The following is a 12,986-nucleotide window of genomic DNA, read 5'->3' on the forward strand; positions in this document are numbered from 1 at the left end:
GACGAGACCGACCCGCGCAAGCCGCTGCGCCGTACCGCCAAGCTGCTGTTCACCACGAACCTGCTGCTTCCGATGCACCGGGCGACCTGGTCGCACATCTGGTCACCGGCGGCCCGTACGGCAGGCATCCCGCCTCGCGTCGGCCTGCACCGTCTCAGGCACTACTTCGCGACCCTGCTGATCCACAAGGGCGCTTCGGTCAAGCCGTACAGCTGGCCCTCGGTCACTCCACGCCGATGGTCACGCTCAACACGTACGTCGGAGAGTGGCCCGAGGCACACGAGAAGACGCGTGCCCTCGTGGACGGCGCTCTTGGCCGTGTGCCCCGGATGTGCCCTCAAAGCCCTGCAGGACGATAGCCGCCCAGGTAAGAGCCATGATCAAGCCACTTTTCAGCGGTAGTTCGTGAACTGCAGGGCGATGTCGAGGTCCTTGCCCTTGAGCAGGGTGATGACGTCCTGCAGTTCGTCCTTCTTCTTGGAGCTGACCCTGAGCTCCTCGCCCTGGATCTGCGCCTTGACCCCCTTGGGGCCCTCATCCCGGATGATCTTTGAGATCTTCTTCGCGTGCTCCTGGTCGATGCCCTCCTTGAGGGCGACCAGCATGCGGTACTCCTTGCCGGACAGCCTCGGCTCGTCGGCGTCAAGGATCTTCAACGAGAGGCCGCGCTTGACCACCTTCTCCTTGAAGACGTCGAGGGCGGCGTTGGCGCGCTCCTCGCTGTTGGCCTTGATCTCGATGTTGTTCTGCCCGGACCAGCTGATCGCTGCCCCAGTGCCCTTGAAGTCGAAGCGGTGTCCGATCTCCTTGACCGTCTGGTTCAGCGCGTTGTCGACCTCCTGGCGGTCGATCTTGCTGACGATGTCAAAGCTGCTGTCGGCCATCGGTGTGAGTGTCCTCTCTTCGTCCCCTCCGACCTTAGCGACCAAGGGGGTCCGAGGTGGGGATCGGGCATGGGACAAACCGATGTCACGTGCGGCTCGAAAGTCCGCTATTCTTCTGTCTGTCGCCGCGAGCGGATGACACGGCAGGTTGCCCGAGTGGCCAATGGGAGCGGACTGTAAATCCGTCGGCTTAGCCTACCCAGGTTCGAACCCTGGACCTGCCACAGCAGTACGAAGAGGCCCGTCACCAGCGGAAACGCGGTGACGGGCCTTTTTTGTTCACTCCGGTTGGTTACGGTCGTCTACGGCGATTCACGGTTGATCGTTCCCACTCCGTTCCCACGTGGATTAGGCCCGAGTCGCTTCCCAGATGCGTTTCATCGCCGCGCTCTGCTGCCCGTGAATGCATTTCGCGTAGACACGCAAGAGCACGTCTACGCTGTGCCCTGCCCACTCGGCCACCTGCGGCGCCGAGACCCCGGCGTTGAGCCATGTGGAGACGGCGGCGTGGCGGAGGTCGTAGGGAACCGCCATGAGCGGGGACTTGGCCTCTGCCTCGGTGAACGCCCTCCCTCGTGCCTCATGGAAGACCTTGAGGTAAGCACGATCTGTCATGAGACCCCCGCGCGGCCCGATAAAGATCCGACCGTCAGGGCCGGTCCCGAACTCGTCGATGTGTGCTCTGAGCATGGCCCCTAGCTCAGGGTGGATCGGGACAGAGCGAGTGTCGCCATTGGCCCGGTGCTTGAGCCCGCGCCGCTCGCGGACTCTGCCGCTGTCCGTCCAACGGCTTCCGGCGCGAGGTTCAGCGTTGGTGAGCCGCATCTCACCCCATGCGCCTACGGGAAGACTAGCCAGGTGTTCCTCACGGAGGTCTACGACCTCCTCGGGGCGTAGCGCCGCGAAGTACATGCAGGCGAAGAACGCCTTCATTCGCTTGCCACGTTCGGCGCGCTGCTCTACGGCGCTGAAGAAGCGGCGCGCTTGTCCGATGTTGATGACCACGCGCGGGTCAACGCTGGCGAGGAGTCGCGGCCTGGTCCACTTCACGGCCTTGAGAGGGTTGCTGGACAGCGCGCCGATCTCCATGGCGTATTCCATGGCGTTGTTCACGGTCGCACGCTTGCGGGCTGTAGTCGCGGCGGCGGCGGTCTTGCCCTCCTTGGTGCTACTGATCCTGTCGAGCAGGCCCCGTGCCAGGACGGCCCCCTTGCCTGACGGTTCCTCGAAGGCCGTCATAAGAACGGTGTTGGACTCCAGCCATCGATAGGCCGTTGCCAGGGCCGCTGGCGGCTCCTCCAGACCATCGCGAACGCGATTGCTGTACGCCCAGCGGAGAGCCGCGCGACGGTTATCTCTGTCAGGCGCCTTGTCCACTCCGAGCAGCAACGCCTCTGTTGCGTCTGTGAGAGCTTCCGCGATCCCCCGACGGTGGTTCGGCGAAGCGTGCTTCCACTTGGCCTCCGCATAGGACAGCGAGAATGCGAACCAAGTCAGGACGGATTCCTCGCGCTTCCACGAGACCGGCCGCCCTGTTGTTACGTCGAACGCTTCCCCTCGGCGAGCAGCGGCCATCAGTTCGGATCGGAAGGTGTCCGCCAGGGCGACCGTGCTGAAGCGCTCCTTCAATGGCGTGCCGTTCACCTTCCATGAGACACGACAGGAAGTGATCTTGCCTGCGCTGTTCTTCCGCTTCTCGATGTTGTGAATGCGCACGTCGTAGCTGACGTTCATCAGGCGGCGTCCTCTCGCTCGTTGAGCCAGCGGTCCAGTTCGGAACGGCGTACACGGAGCTGCCGATTGGCCAAGGTGATGCAGCGCGGTCCGCGCCTCTTCGCGCGCCACTCATAGAAGGTGGACTGTGCGATCTTGAGTTCCTTGCACACCTCGGGGACGGTGAGCTTCTCGTCAGCACTCATCAGGCGATGTCCCTTCCAGCTAGCTCGGGGTGGACTCGGTAGGCCGGTGAGGGCTTGCGCCCTGGCCCGCTTCTAGGTGGTGGCGGTTCGCGCCTGATCCAACCGAGTTGTTCGAGCAGGTCCAGCGGCGCTTCCAGCTCGGCTACCTTGCGAAAGCGGCTGCGGGAGAGCGCGGTGAAGGCTTCACGGATCGTGAAGCGAGCTGTCCGGGTGCGCTCAAGCCAGGCGTGAACGGTGCGGGCGGCGTCCACGTCGGAGTCGGCGCCCATGGCGTCGAAGGTGGCCAGCGCGTGAGCGGTGAAGTACTCGCCGAGAGAGATGGCGGCGTTGACGGTGTCGGCGCTGATCGGACGCCGCCAGCCGTCGTCGACATGTGTTGCCAGGTGGATTAGGCCAGCCAGGCGCATCACTGCGCCGTCGAACTTGCCTGCCCAGTCGGTGATGTGTCCGAGGTCGCCGGAGTCAGGACGTAGGCGGGTCTCGGTCCTGCGGCGGTGCTCCGTGAAAATCTGATCCGCTTCGGCGGACAGGACCAGGCGGGCAGGGTCTTCCCAGTCGTGCATGCCGATGGTGAGCTGTTGCAGGTTGCCGTCATAGCGGGCCATAACCGGCTCCGGCACGGGCGGCGAGTCGATGCGCCGGTATCCCACGTTGCTCTTGGGCAGGCTGTAGAGGATCCTCCCCAGCAGGCCCTTGCCGCGAAATCCCGGCATGCCGGCGATGTCGGCGACGATCTCAGGTTGTACGGCCAGGCCCATGGTCAGGGCGGCGCTGTCGACCCGTTCCGTGCGGCCTCGCCGATCGACGATCAGCGCGTCTCCGGCGTGGCCCTTGAGGAACAGGTCCAGGTTGGGCGTGCCCGAGTAGCGTCCGGCGAGCGTGGCGAAGATGCCGCCCTCGGCGCTCAGGACGGCCAGCCGTCCGCCCTGCTCGGTGAGCAGGCTCGCGGCCGTCTCCGGAGTGATGTCGTCGGCTACGAGCCGAGGCAGGACAGGAACCTTGATGCCCTCCACGGCCAGCGCGGCGCTCTGCGCTTCGGCGACGGCCTCGGGGGCGGCTTCGCCTCGCGCACTACTCGCCGTGCGGGCTGCCTTCTCCGCCACGTCAGCGGCCAGGCGGCGAGCGACTTCGGCCTCGGTGATCTGCGGGCCGATCCGATCCGCCAGCGCTTTCTCCGCCCTGTGGAGCGGCGCGGTCATGGCACGGAAGACGGCTGACTTGCGCGAGCCAGGCGGCATGGCGACCAGGACGAACAGATTGACCGGCTCGGTCCACGACCCTCTGACATTGACCACCGCTCGGCCCCCGGCGGCGGTGGACAGTGCGGCCAGGCCAACGCAGCCCGCCAGGTCGAGAGGGGTCTGAGTCTCCTCCGCCACGGCGACCATGTGATCGGCCACCCACGTAGGCAGCGCATGCACGGGAAAGGGCGGCAGGTCGCGACGCTGGCCGAAGGGCGCGGGCTTGTCCCACGGCTGCGCGGCCTGGTGAAGCTCGGACAGTTGCTCAGCCGCGCCCAACCTCGTGAGAAGAGCCTCGGCGGCGGCGTGTGGATCGGTGATGGTGCTCAAGCCGCCCTCCGAGGTTCGCGGTACCCGGAGTCGAGTCCTGAGCGGATCGTGGAGAAGGCTTCGCGGGCAGGAAGCCCGATGGCCTCGGCGGCGCTCTGAAGGCAGGCTTCCGCCAGGTGGCGTGGCAGCAGGTCTGCGGCGGCGAGCTGCCCGAGGGCGAAGGCGGCGGCATTGAGCGTGTTGTTGCGACTGCCGTGAGTGGCGGCCAGGACGCGTTCCACTTCGGCGCGCATGGCGGTCAGCGCGTAGCCTAGAGCGTGACCCACCGCGGGTTCCCGTGAGGGCTGCACAGGGGCGGCAGCCAGACGTTCTGCCAGCCAGGACGGGAGCAACGCCGGGGCAGCCGTGTGGATGGCCTCGTACCTTCCGGAGGCCACGCGGCTTCCAGGGCCGACGACGTAGCCGCCGCATGCTCGGATGTCGATCTTCCAGCCGAGCTTGCCGGCCGAATTGCCGAGGTCCGCACCAGGCGGGGTGGAGAAGTAGAGATGCATGCCGCCGCGCCCCGTGCGGACCGTGAAAGTTTCCAGAGGGAGAGGCTCTGCCGCTTTCTCACAGAGCAGGGCGAGAACGTCAGCGCCGTCATGAACGCCGGGCTGAGCCCATTCAGGCGGTGCCGGTTCATCCCCATCCTGGGGGACGTCCAGGTCGATCGCTGTGAGGCGAGACGGGCCACAGGCAATGCCGATGTTGTACGGCGCGCGTCCCCACGTCTGACGGATAAGTGCGGCGCTGGTGGTGGCCTGCCGCTCCCAGTCGGTGAAGCCGCGCAAGGGGCGCTTCTGACCAGGCGTGAGCGGGAAGACGTGCCATCCGCGAGCGGCGGCGGCCAGGGCATACCGGGTGAGGTCGTACATGTGGATTTCCCCCATCAGTGGTTGCCGTCGCGGTGCAGGCGACGGGCGTAGACATAGAGCTGCCAGCCGAGGCGAGGCCGCAGGCCGGTGCCGTGGCAGGAACGGCAGGTGCGGTTCTTGCCGCCAGGGGCGCAGCGGCGGCAGACGCCCCACGGGGACGCGAGACAGAAGCCGAAGTAACCGAGAGTGATGAGTGGCAGGCACAGCACTAGCAGGACGATGGCGGTCGCCATGAGGGCCTCCAGGGCCGAATACGGAGTTTGCGCAGGTCAGGGTCTAGGCGCTAGATCGCTGGTAGAGCGCCGTTTTGGGCTCTAGGGGAGCCTCTAGACCTAGAGGGGTCGGCCTCTAGATCTAGAGGCGATCCGGGGCGCTACGAAGCGGCTCCACGATCACGTTGGGTAATGGTGTTCACGATGTCGTCACGGACGATTCCGATGCGGTTCGCGCCCTTGCCGCCGCCCTCGGGCGTGCCCCATACCTGCGTGGTCTTGATGCCGTACGGCTTGAGCGCCGTCGTGAGCTGAGCCGTCCTCGCGCCGCCCTCCAGCGCTGCCCAGGGGGCGTAGACGTCGCTGCGGAGATCAGCCAGCCGGTCCACGACGATCTCATTCCAGACCTTGGCCTCGGACGGTGGGACCACGGCGAGGATGTCTGCCAGCAGGTCATAGGTCGGGATGATGTGCTCGGGCCTCTCCCCCAGGCCGTGCCCGGACAGCGTCCCCAGTTTGGTGCGCAGGGCGTGCGCTCGATCGGCGATGCGCTGAGTGGCCGGAGTATCCAAGTAGGCCGACCGAACCACCTTCGGCATCGGAGTCGCGCCCACGAGGTAGCCGATACCGGCGTCGATCTCGGGAACGAACACGGTGGCGCGGACGCCGTTCTTGTAGGCGGACGTTCCCAGGATCATGTCGTTCTCGATCTGACCGGCCACTCGAAGACAGAACCGGATCGACACGTTCGCTGAGATGCCAGTGGGCAGGCTGTCCTTGTCCGGGCGCTGGGTGGCCAGGATCAGCACCACGCCGAGGGCGCGCCCGAGCTTGATGATGAACTCTGCGTCGTCGCCGGCCTTGCCGCCGTACTCCGGGTGCGCGAACAGGTTCTGGCACTCGTCGATGATGCAGACCAGCGGGTGGAGCCCAAGAGATCGCTTGTCGGCGATCTCGCGAGTGACGCGCTTGTCCGGGCACAGGTCGGGCGGCAGCGCCTTGAGCGCACCCGAGCGGCGCATGACCTCCTTGCGCAGCAGGGTCAGGGAGTCAGCCGCGTAGGCGATAGCCTCGTCTTCGATCCCCGAGATGTAGCGGTGGCAGTTCTGCTCGTGAGGGTCCAGGTCGCCGGTTCCCTTGAGCTCGTGGATCCAGCCCTCAACGGTCGGGTCGAGCAGGGCCCCCGAGGCCAGCACGCGGACGGCGGCGGTCTTGCCCTGGCCTGGCAACGAACCGATCAGGATGTTGTGCTGAATGATCGGCACAACAATGGGGCGTCCACGAGGGTCGCTGCCGAAGGGAATGCCCTTGAACACGTCGTGGCTGCTCGCCTTTGTCAGTGGGGAGCGTACGACGGTCTTGGACAGGTCCTTGTCGCCCACCCAGAGGATCAGCCGTCCCTCGTGAATGGAGCTGTCGCCCTCGGGCCAGATGCACCCGAGCGGGCGGCGCAATGCGGAGGCCATGCGGTCGCGCTTGTCCATCACGTCGGCCACGGTCACGCCGTACGGCAGGTCGATGTCAGCCCGCCAGCCAGGGCCGTCGCGGGTGATCGGGGCGACGAACCGAATGGCGTCCTTTGAGTTCTTGGCGATGGCCTGGTTGATGCCCGCAATGCTCAGGGCGGTCAGCGCGCGGATGACGATGTCACTGGTCAGCCGCTCCACGTTGGCAGGTACCACGGCGCGGTTGATGAGCGGGCGATCGGCTGGCTTGCCGATGACGCCGAGGGCCGCCAGGGCGACGGCGAGTGCCGTCCACTGCACGTGCGTTGGCTGGTCGGCTACCACGATGGCCGCGATCAGCAGCGTCACGAGAGCAGCACCGGTGACCCAGACGCGCAGGCGGACGCGAGAGTCTCGCTGCCTGCTCAGCTTGATGTAGTTCTCGGGGTCAGCCTTCTGCACGCTGGCCAGCCGTACGGGTTCGCCCTCCAGGTCGAAGGTCCACCGGACCATGCCACCGACCAGGCGGGCGAAGCCTCGCGGGGAGCGAACGGCCAACCGTCCGCCATACAGCGGCGCGCGGGCCAGCTGGTACCCGCTGACGTGCAGGTAGTGGAGGCCCACCCACTTCAGCGTCTCGCTCGCTTCAGGAGCCGACCGCAGCCACAGCGGAACGATCGGCTGTCGAGCACGAGCCTTCGCCTCCAGGTCCGTCCGCCAGTCGGTCCGGGCCGGGCCGGGCTGGTCCACGCGGACGATCTCGCCTTCGAGAACCGGTCCGTCCGCAGGGGCGACGGTCCTGTCCGCCTCAGCGGGACGGTCCTCGGGCGGTCCGTCCGGTTGGCGTCCGGCGCGTGCGGCGTCCAGGTGGACGATGTCCGCGTCTCGGCCGTCCGGGTTTTCGTTGGGGTCAATGTGGTCGTGCGTCATGATGAGGTCACCTCGTGGTCTTCGCGGTTGCGGGGTGGCGGGGCGCGGTCTGGTCTTGGCGGATGAGTCCGCGCCCCTGCTGGCGGTTCAAGGGACGATGCGCGGTCCGTCTGCGCGCCGTCCGGACGGACGGCGGGCGTCAGGCGGCCTGCCTCTGGTTCGGTACGGCGTCCGCATGGCTGGCCTCGCTCTTGAGGCGGGCCAGCAACGCCGTGGCGCGGTCAGAGGAGATCGACCGGCCCGTGTCGCGGACCGCCTTCAGCAGCCGATCACGGGTCAGGGAGAGGCCTCGGTCCGCCAGGTCGGCGGCGATGCTGCGCCCGACCGGCATGAGGTCATCGATACCGGGGACGGTCCGCTTGAGGGGTTTTGCCGGAAGTGCCAGCGCCTCTGGCTGTGGTTCGGCTGATGCGGATGTGGGCCCGTCGCTGGCCTGCTCTGTGGGCAATTCGGGGACCTGAGCCGCATCGCGGGCCATCAGGTGACCGAGGGCAGCACCCATGCCCAGGACCAGCACCGGCAGCACGGAGACGGCCGCTGTGATCACGTCCGGTGCCTTGGGTTGAGCGGAGATCTCCAGCAGGTGAAAGGCGATCTGGCCGAGCATGCCCAGTGCCAGCGACCCGATGGCCGACCACTTGGCGAACGTGCGCGTAGTGTCGCTCACCCGTCCGCCGCTTCTCAGCCACGCGCCCAGGGCGTACGCGGCGTAGGTCTCCACGCCGATCGGCAGTGTGATGGCGGTGTTGATCTGAAAACCGTCCGCGATGCCGGGCAACGGAGTGACCATGCCGAAGCCGGTCTTCTCCCCCAGCCCCACCCATCCCGACCACGTGGCCACGGCGGCGGGCAGGGCGAGCAGCACCAGCATGGTGTTCCTCTGCATCAGGCCACCTCCGCTCGGTACTCGGCGAGTTCGGCGGCAGTGTGGCCAGCCCAGACGCCGGAGGCCGGGCGGACTCGAAGCGCGTAGAGCTCACAGAGCCGCAGCGCGGGGCAGGTGGCGCAGACGTCGCGGGCAACGTCCTCGCGGGCGGCTCGCTGGTCGGTACTCTCGATCGTGTCGATCGGTCCGGTGTGCAGCTCGGGGTCGTAGACGCACTCGGGGAGCGCTGTCTCCTGCATCCGCCACGGCGTCTTCAGCGCGGTGTGTGAGGGGTGGACGGGGCGATTTACGCGGTTGGATCGGCGAGTCATGATGGGCTTGCTCCTTTTACCGGGAGTGAGGGGCGGCCTGCGTCTTGGCGGATGAGGGCCGTCCCTCTTGCGTGTGGAAGGTTCAGCCGAGGTGAGAGGCGAAGGTCGCGAAGGCTTCAGCGACCTTCAGAAGGGCGTCCAGCGCGCCCGTGGCGAACGCGGCGGCCTTCGCAGGCTCGCGGACGATGAAGAACAGAGCGCCGATCACGAGCAGGGTCGGCATGATGCGGCGTGACTGCTGCGTAGGGATCATCATCGGTTTCCTCCTGGTCGACCGCCCGTGTAGGGGGCGCTACACGACAGACCGTATAGGGCCCCCTGCACGAACGTCAAGGGGGTACTACACGCGTGTTGTCTAGTCCCCCCTTGACGAAGCGTCTACGCTGGTGGGCATGACGGATGAAGGCGTGAGTGAGGCGGTCAAAACCGCGCTTGCCGACCTCGTGCGCGCTTTCGACGCGGCAGTGGCGGCGATCGAGGCAGAACCAGATCCCAACCGTGCGTACGGCGGTGCAACTCAGCTTGTGGAGACGATCCGGCAGCTCAATGAGCTTTCGGGCGATCGCCGCGCGCTCACCGCCGCCCGCATCTTCGAGCAAGAGCGGATGTCGCTGGCCGACCTGGCTGGCCGCATCGGAGTTTCGAAGGCACGAGCAGCCCAGTTGATCAAGACGGCCAAAGACGCCACTGATCAGCGTGGAACCGCGATGGAGGAAACTCAGTGAGCGAGCGCACCGAGGTTCGGGTGGAGGTCTGGCCGGTCTCGGCGGACCAAACCGGAATTTGGCTGATCAGCGGGAGCGACGCATGGCGCTCCTCGGCCATCCTTCAGGAGAGCGACCCGCACACGACCGTCACTGATGTCTTGGAGGCGAACAAGGCCGCAGCAGGCGTGAAGCTGCTGCACTCCACCTCGTGGCGTGCTGACGGCCAGGCCGTCATCCTGACCTACGTGGCGGTCATCGACTGCCTGGACTACGTGCGCGATCAGTGGCCGGACGCGAAGCCGGTCAGCCCCGCTCTGACTGACGTCGTCGGCAAGCCCATCGAAGTGGACGCGGCCGACGCCCCCATTCCGCGGTACATAGATGTCCTCCTGCACGGGATGCGCCACCTGCAGTTCCTGCTGCAGACCGACTCCTCGGCCCGCGATGCGCTGTGCGAAACGTGGCGGCGGCACCTTGCGGCCTTCCGTCCCGCGCTGGCCGGCATGTACGACCACAAGCACGGTGAGGAGCCCATCACGATCGCGGATGGGCAGATCGCTTAGGAGACTCGCATGGCTGAGCAGTCGGAGAATCAACGCCGGGCGTATGAACTGCTGGGCGTGCTGTTGGAACGCGCCGCTCGCGAGGAGTTGCCAGTCATCGCGTGGACCGTGGCGAGCGCCCAGTCCGAACCGATCCTCGCTGGGCACTGTGAGGCCGTCGACCCGATCCAACGGCAAGACGATTTCGAAGCGTGGCGGGCAGCCCTCGGAGCCGAGGCATGGCCGAACGGCATCAAGCAGGACTACGGCGTGCGCCTGCATGCCTCTGTAGCGGATCAAGGGGCAGGCGTGACGGTCACACTGGCAGCGGAGATCCGTCACGACGAGATGTGACGCGGAACGTCCTCGCACAATCCGCAGTAAGCGCTCAGAGGAGTGATCTTCTGAGCGCTTACTGCTTTCGGCAGGCGCCACTCCCGCTCAGCGGAATCACGCAGAACTCCGCAGAATCAGACCGGCTCTGTCTCGCCGTCACCCCCAGGCTGAGGCGCGGCCACGAAGGTCCCCTTGGCGGGCAGGGTCACCACCAGACCGCGTTGACGTAGCTCTTCAATGGCACGGCGCGCGGTGCCCAACGCCACCCCGTACTCCTCGGCCAAGGCGCGTTCTCCAGCGAGACGGGCATTCACGCGTAGCTCTCCCGCCTGGATGCGCGCGGCGATGTGATCGGCCATCGCCGCGTAGACGTAGACGGCTCCCTCGGGGTCGAACGGCGGGATGCCCTGCTCTTCTGCCATAACAGCAACCTAGAACGGCCCTGAGCTGCACAAACACTTAGGTAGCGGCATGCTGCTGCATACCGCTCTATACCGCGCTATCCTGAGGCCATGAGAGTGCCAGGATTTTCGCGCATCACTCTCGACCTGAATCAGGGGCAGGCCGAGGAACTCGCTCAGTCGATCCAGAAGGCGTACCCGGACTGGCTCATCGAACAACCCGGAGGCATCTGGTGTGCCACCGGGACATGCTGGGAAGCCGGCTGCGCCTGTACACGGACGATTCACCACCACAGCGCTCTGGGGCTTGTGGTGCTCCTCGCCACCGCGACTGGCGAGGTTTCGTGATGCCGTCAGCGCCTTACACCTACATGGACCGGTTCGTACTGATCATCAGCGGGCTTGGGCCGTGGTGCCTCCACGAGCGCCAGGCCGACACGGCCGTCTCACAATGCGTCACCGCGCTGTGCGGACGTACGGCCCGAGTGGGCAACAACTTCGGCCAACTGTTCACCTGGCGCGTCGGCGATGCCGTCTGCAAGGAGTGCGCCCGCCTCGTCACCGAGCGTGTGAGGCGGTCCTAAAGCGGCGCGGCGGCGAGCGCCCCGTCCTGCCACCCCTTAAAGGACGGCCCGTGTCGCGACTCGCCGCCGCGCTCACCACCCCGACGTGTCCAGCAACGATTGATCAGGGAGCACTCATGATGGAACCCTCCGACGTCGTGGGCCTGGACGCAGCTCTGTTCGCCTTGAGGCGTGCGTATCAGGAGGTCGTCCGTCAAATACGGACCGAACCCGACCTGCGCACGGCCTACGAGAGTGCCACTCGCCTCGCCGAGCAGATACGCGGGCTGGCTGATGAGGCCGCCCTGGTGAGAGCCGAGACCGCGTTGCGCATCCAGACGGCAGAGGGGCTTTCAGTGTCGGCGCTCGCCGAGCAACTCGGCTTGTCCAAGGCCCGAGCCGGACAACTCGCTCGCGCAGCACGCCGAGTGCAGCCCTCCGAATCTGCGTAGTTGCGCTCGATTCTGCGGACAGCACTCCTGTCTAGAAGCACGGGCTCATTGACCTGCCGTATCGGCCCTCCATGGGAATTCTGCGGATTGCGCGGCAATGCGGCGGCATGCGCGACAGAGCCAGAAAGGCGTGACGGTTCGTGCCTTAGAAGCCACTCGGATCAGCGAGCTGGTTCTGCTGCGAGCATCGCACTCGCGTGCCCCTGACGCCGTGCACTGGGCCGAACGTCATAACCGATGTGGCCACCGGCTTTCTCCAGCGCCGGAGTGAGCCGGTGACGGATCGCCAACCTGCCCAGCATGTGCTCCCCATCGGTCCACCACAGCGTCGTCATCGGGACGAAGCCAGGTGCTCTGTCAGCGGCTTCATCCCGCTCACGCAACAACCGCGCCACGTACGCGTCAAAGGCCGACGGGACAACCAGGGCCGGAGGATCAACATCGGTGACGAACCACGGAACCGGGTAGTCGCGGTCTGCACGCCATTCAATGATCGCGGCCAGGAACGAGACCCGCAGCCTACTGGTCGGATTGATCAATTCAGGCATCCGACCAGCATGCCCGCACGTCTTTCGTTCCGCTACTTGCACACGGCAGGGAGGTTCACGGCGAACTCATGACCTGTCCGGACGCTCTGACAGAGTCCGGCGATCATCAGGGAGCCCACATGCACAGTGAGCATGACGACCCTCGACCTCAGGAGGAGACGCGGCGCTGGCCGCCGCCGTACGGCATGTCACCAGCGAGCTTCGGCCAGCAATCCGCCGAGCCCCCGCGACTGTACGCCCGCTATGCTCAACCCACGCCGCCAGGCCGCCGCTGGGGGATCACGCTGGTCCTGGCCGCCGCCCAAATCTGGGATCGCCACCTGCGTCCTGTGCTCCTGAGCGCCCTGGTCGCTCTCATGGCCATGGGCGTGTGGTCGGCCAGCTGGACTAGCGCATCCATCCCAACGCCCGCCGTCCACGAC

General features: G+C 66.4%; 18 protein-coding genes and 1 tRNA gene. 7 read left to right on the forward strand and 12 right to left on the reverse strand.

What is annotated here, in order from left to right; all coding sequences use genetic code 11:
* Window positions 1-392 precede the first annotated feature (392 nt).
* Window positions 393-884 (reverse strand): YajQ family cyclic di-GMP-binding protein, encoded by a 492-nt coding sequence (locus ABFX55_RS33435; protein WP_183651742.1) that lies wholly within the window; start codon window positions 882-884, stop codon window positions 393-395.
* Between the two features lie 142 nt (window positions 885-1,026).
* Between ABFX55_RS33435 and ABFX55_RS33440 the strand changes: the two genes are divergently transcribed.
* A tRNA-Tyr gene (locus ABFX55_RS33440) sits at window positions 1,027-1,108 on the forward strand.
* 124 nt (window positions 1,109-1,232) lie between these two features.
* Here the strand turns inward: ABFX55_RS33440 and ABFX55_RS33445 are convergent.
* From ABFX55_RS33445 to ABFX55_RS33485, 9 genes are all read right to left on the reverse strand, one after another.
* A complete protein-coding gene (locus tag ABFX55_RS33445) occupies window positions 1,233-2,618 on the reverse strand; it encodes a tyrosine-type recombinase/integrase (protein ID WP_346126636.1) in 1,386 nt (461 codons plus the stop codon).
* Window positions 2,618-2,803: a helix-turn-helix transcriptional regulator gene (locus ABFX55_RS33450; protein ID WP_346126637.1), complete on the reverse strand. Its 186-nt coding sequence runs from the start codon at window positions 2,801-2,803 to the stop codon at window positions 2,618-2,620. The genes ABFX55_RS33445 and ABFX55_RS33450 overlap by 1 nt, the downstream gene beginning before the upstream one ends.
* Window positions 2,803-4,374 (reverse strand): YfjI family protein, encoded by a 1,572-nt coding sequence (locus ABFX55_RS33455; RefSeq protein ID WP_346126638.1) that lies wholly within the window; start codon window positions 4,372-4,374, stop codon window positions 2,803-2,805. Before ABFX55_RS33455 ends, ABFX55_RS33450 begins: the two co-directional genes overlap by 1 nt.
* Window positions 4,371-5,231, reverse strand: a complete 861-nt coding sequence (locus ABFX55_RS33460; protein WP_346126639.1) for a bifunctional DNA primase/polymerase — start codon at window positions 5,229-5,231, stop codon at window positions 4,371-4,373. The genes ABFX55_RS33455 and ABFX55_RS33460 overlap by 4 nt, the downstream gene beginning before the upstream one ends.
* Window positions 5,232-5,245: 14 nt before the next feature.
* Window positions 5,246-5,464 carry a hypothetical protein gene (locus tag ABFX55_RS33465; RefSeq protein WP_346126640.1) on the reverse strand — a complete coding sequence of 73 codons (219 nt, stop codon included), beginning with the start codon at window positions 5,462-5,464 and terminating at the stop codon, window positions 5,246-5,248.
* Between the two features lie 140 nt (window positions 5,465-5,604).
* On the reverse strand, window positions 5,605-7,818 hold the full coding sequence (locus tag ABFX55_RS33470; protein WP_346126641.1) for an ATP-binding protein: 2,214 nt from the start codon (window positions 7,816-7,818) through the stop codon (window positions 5,605-5,607).
* A gap of 139 nt (window positions 7,819-7,957) precedes the next feature.
* On the reverse strand, window positions 7,958-8,689 hold the full coding sequence (locus ABFX55_RS33475; RefSeq protein ID WP_346126642.1) for a hypothetical protein: 732 nt from the start codon (window positions 8,687-8,689) through the stop codon (window positions 7,958-7,960).
* 14 nt (window positions 8,690-8,703) lie between these two features.
* On the reverse strand, window positions 8,704-9,015 hold the full coding sequence (locus ABFX55_RS33480) for a WhiB family transcriptional regulator (protein ID WP_346126643.1): 312 nt from the start codon (window positions 9,013-9,015) through the stop codon (window positions 8,704-8,706).
* A gap of 82 nt (window positions 9,016-9,097) precedes the next feature.
* A complete protein-coding gene (locus ABFX55_RS33485) occupies window positions 9,098-9,271 on the reverse strand; it encodes a hypothetical protein (RefSeq protein ID WP_346126644.1) in 174 nt (57 codons plus the stop codon).
* A gap of 136 nt (window positions 9,272-9,407) precedes the next feature.
* Between ABFX55_RS33485 and ABFX55_RS33490 the strand changes: the two genes are divergently transcribed.
* From ABFX55_RS33490 to ABFX55_RS33500, 3 genes are read left to right on the forward strand one after another with little or no spacing between them, the layout of a single operon-like run.
* Complete coding sequence (locus ABFX55_RS33490; protein WP_346126645.1) at window positions 9,408-9,740, forward strand: hypothetical protein; 333 nt, start codon at window positions 9,408-9,410, stop codon at window positions 9,738-9,740.
* The gene (locus tag ABFX55_RS33495; protein ID WP_346126646.1) at window positions 9,737-10,285 is read left to right on the forward strand and encodes a hypothetical protein; all 549 of its coding nucleotides are present in this window, start codon (window positions 9,737-9,739) and stop codon (window positions 10,283-10,285) included. The genes ABFX55_RS33490 and ABFX55_RS33495 overlap by 4 nt, the downstream gene beginning before the upstream one ends.
* A gap of 9 nt (window positions 10,286-10,294) precedes the next feature.
* Window positions 10,295-10,618, forward strand: a complete 324-nt coding sequence (locus ABFX55_RS33500) for a hypothetical protein (protein WP_346126647.1) — start codon at window positions 10,295-10,297, stop codon at window positions 10,616-10,618.
* A 116-nt stretch (window positions 10,619-10,734) separates the two neighbouring features.
* On the opposite strand, the gene ABFX55_RS33505 is transcribed toward ABFX55_RS33500, so the two are convergent.
* Window positions 10,735-11,022 carry a GntR family transcriptional regulator gene (locus ABFX55_RS33505; protein ID WP_346126648.1) on the reverse strand — a complete coding sequence of 96 codons (288 nt, stop codon included), beginning with the start codon at window positions 11,020-11,022 and terminating at the stop codon, window positions 10,735-10,737.
* Window positions 11,023-11,112: 90 nt separating this feature from the next.
* Between ABFX55_RS33505 and ABFX55_RS33510 the strand changes: the two genes are divergently transcribed.
* The 3 genes from ABFX55_RS33510 to ABFX55_RS33520 all read left to right on the forward strand — a co-directional run bounded on the left by ABFX55_RS33510 (window position 11,113) and on the right by ABFX55_RS33520 (window position 12,016).
* On the forward strand, window positions 11,113-11,349 hold the full coding sequence (locus ABFX55_RS33510) for a hypothetical protein (RefSeq protein ID WP_346126649.1): 237 nt from the start codon (window positions 11,113-11,115) through the stop codon (window positions 11,347-11,349).
* Window positions 11,349-11,585 (forward strand): hypothetical protein, encoded by a 237-nt coding sequence (locus ABFX55_RS33515; RefSeq protein WP_346126650.1) that lies wholly within the window; start codon window positions 11,349-11,351, stop codon window positions 11,583-11,585. The genes ABFX55_RS33510 and ABFX55_RS33515 overlap by 1 nt, the downstream gene beginning before the upstream one ends.
* A 116-nt stretch (window positions 11,586-11,701) precedes the next feature.
* A complete protein-coding gene (locus ABFX55_RS33520; protein ID WP_346126651.1) occupies window positions 11,702-12,016 on the forward strand; it encodes a hypothetical protein in 315 nt (104 codons plus the stop codon).
* A 161-nt stretch (window positions 12,017-12,177) separates the two neighbouring features.
* Here ABFX55_RS33520 and ABFX55_RS33525 read toward each other — a convergent pair whose 3' ends face one another.
* The gene (locus ABFX55_RS33525; RefSeq protein ID WP_346126652.1) at window positions 12,178-12,564 is read right to left on the reverse strand and encodes a GNAT family N-acetyltransferase; all 387 of its coding nucleotides are present in this window, start codon (window positions 12,562-12,564) and stop codon (window positions 12,178-12,180) included.
* Between the last annotated feature and the right edge of the window lie 422 nt (window positions 12,565-12,986).

This window comes from Nonomuraea roseola (assembly GCF_039535395.1).
GTDB lineage: Bacteria > Actinomycetota > Actinomycetes > Streptosporangiales > Streptosporangiaceae > Nonomuraea > Nonomuraea roseola.

What these genes read in the sequence shown, in the direction of transcription:
- ABFX55_RS33445 (WP_346126636.1), bottom strand. Translation starts at nt 2,618, where the DNA reads ATGAACGTCAGCTACGACGTGCGCATTCACAACATCGAGAAGCGGAAG.
- ABFX55_RS33450 (WP_346126637.1), bottom strand. Translation starts at nt 2,803, where the DNA reads ATGAGTGCTGACGAGAAGCTCACCGTCCCCGAGGTGTGCAAGGAACTC.
- ABFX55_RS33485 (WP_346126644.1), bottom strand. Translation starts at nt 9,271, where the DNA reads ATGATGATCCCTACGCAGCAGTCACGCCGCATCATGCCGACCCTGCTC.
- ABFX55_RS33525 (WP_346126652.1), bottom strand. Translation starts at nt 12,564, where the DNA reads ATGCCTGAATTGATCAATCCGACCAGTAGGCTGCGGGTCTCGTTCCTG.
- ABFX55_RS33520 (WP_346126651.1), top strand. Translation starts at nt 11,702, where the DNA reads ATGATGGAACCCTCCGACGTCGTGGGCCTGGACGCAGCTCTGTTCGCC.
- ABFX55_RS33510 (WP_346126649.1), top strand. Translation starts at nt 11,113, where the DNA reads ATGAGAGTGCCAGGATTTTCGCGCATCACTCTCGACCTGAATCAGGGG.
- ABFX55_RS33475 (WP_346126642.1), bottom strand. Translation starts at nt 8,689, where the DNA reads ATGCTGGTGCTGCTCGCCCTGCCCGCCGCCGTGGCCACGTGGTCGGGA.
- ABFX55_RS33515 (WP_346126650.1), top strand. Translation starts at nt 11,349, where the DNA reads ATGCCGTCAGCGCCTTACACCTACATGGACCGGTTCGTACTGATCATC.
- ABFX55_RS33460 (WP_346126639.1), bottom strand. Translation starts at nt 5,231, where the DNA reads ATGTACGACCTCACCCGGTATGCCCTGGCCGCCGCCGCTCGCGGATGG.
- ABFX55_RS33500 (WP_346126647.1), top strand. Translation starts at nt 10,295, where the DNA reads ATGGCTGAGCAGTCGGAGAATCAACGCCGGGCGTATGAACTGCTGGGC.
- ABFX55_RS33490 (WP_346126645.1), top strand. Translation starts at nt 9,408, where the DNA reads ATGACGGATGAAGGCGTGAGTGAGGCGGTCAAAACCGCGCTTGCCGAC.
- ABFX55_RS33435 (WP_183651742.1), bottom strand. Translation starts at nt 884, where the DNA reads ATGGCCGACAGCAGCTTTGACATCGTCAGCAAGATCGACCGCCAGGAG.
- ABFX55_RS33480 (WP_346126643.1), bottom strand. Translation starts at nt 9,015, where the DNA reads ATGACTCGCCGATCCAACCGCGTAAATCGCCCCGTCCACCCCTCACAC.
- ABFX55_RS33470 (WP_346126641.1), bottom strand. Translation starts at nt 7,818, where the DNA reads ATGACGCACGACCACATTGACCCCAACGAAAACCCGGACGGCCGAGAC.
- ABFX55_RS33505 (WP_346126648.1), bottom strand. Translation starts at nt 11,022, where the DNA reads ATGGCAGAAGAGCAGGGCATCCCGCCGTTCGACCCCGAGGGAGCCGTC.
- ABFX55_RS33465 (WP_346126640.1), bottom strand. Translation starts at nt 5,464, where the DNA reads ATGGCGACCGCCATCGTCCTGCTAGTGCTGTGCCTGCCACTCATCACT.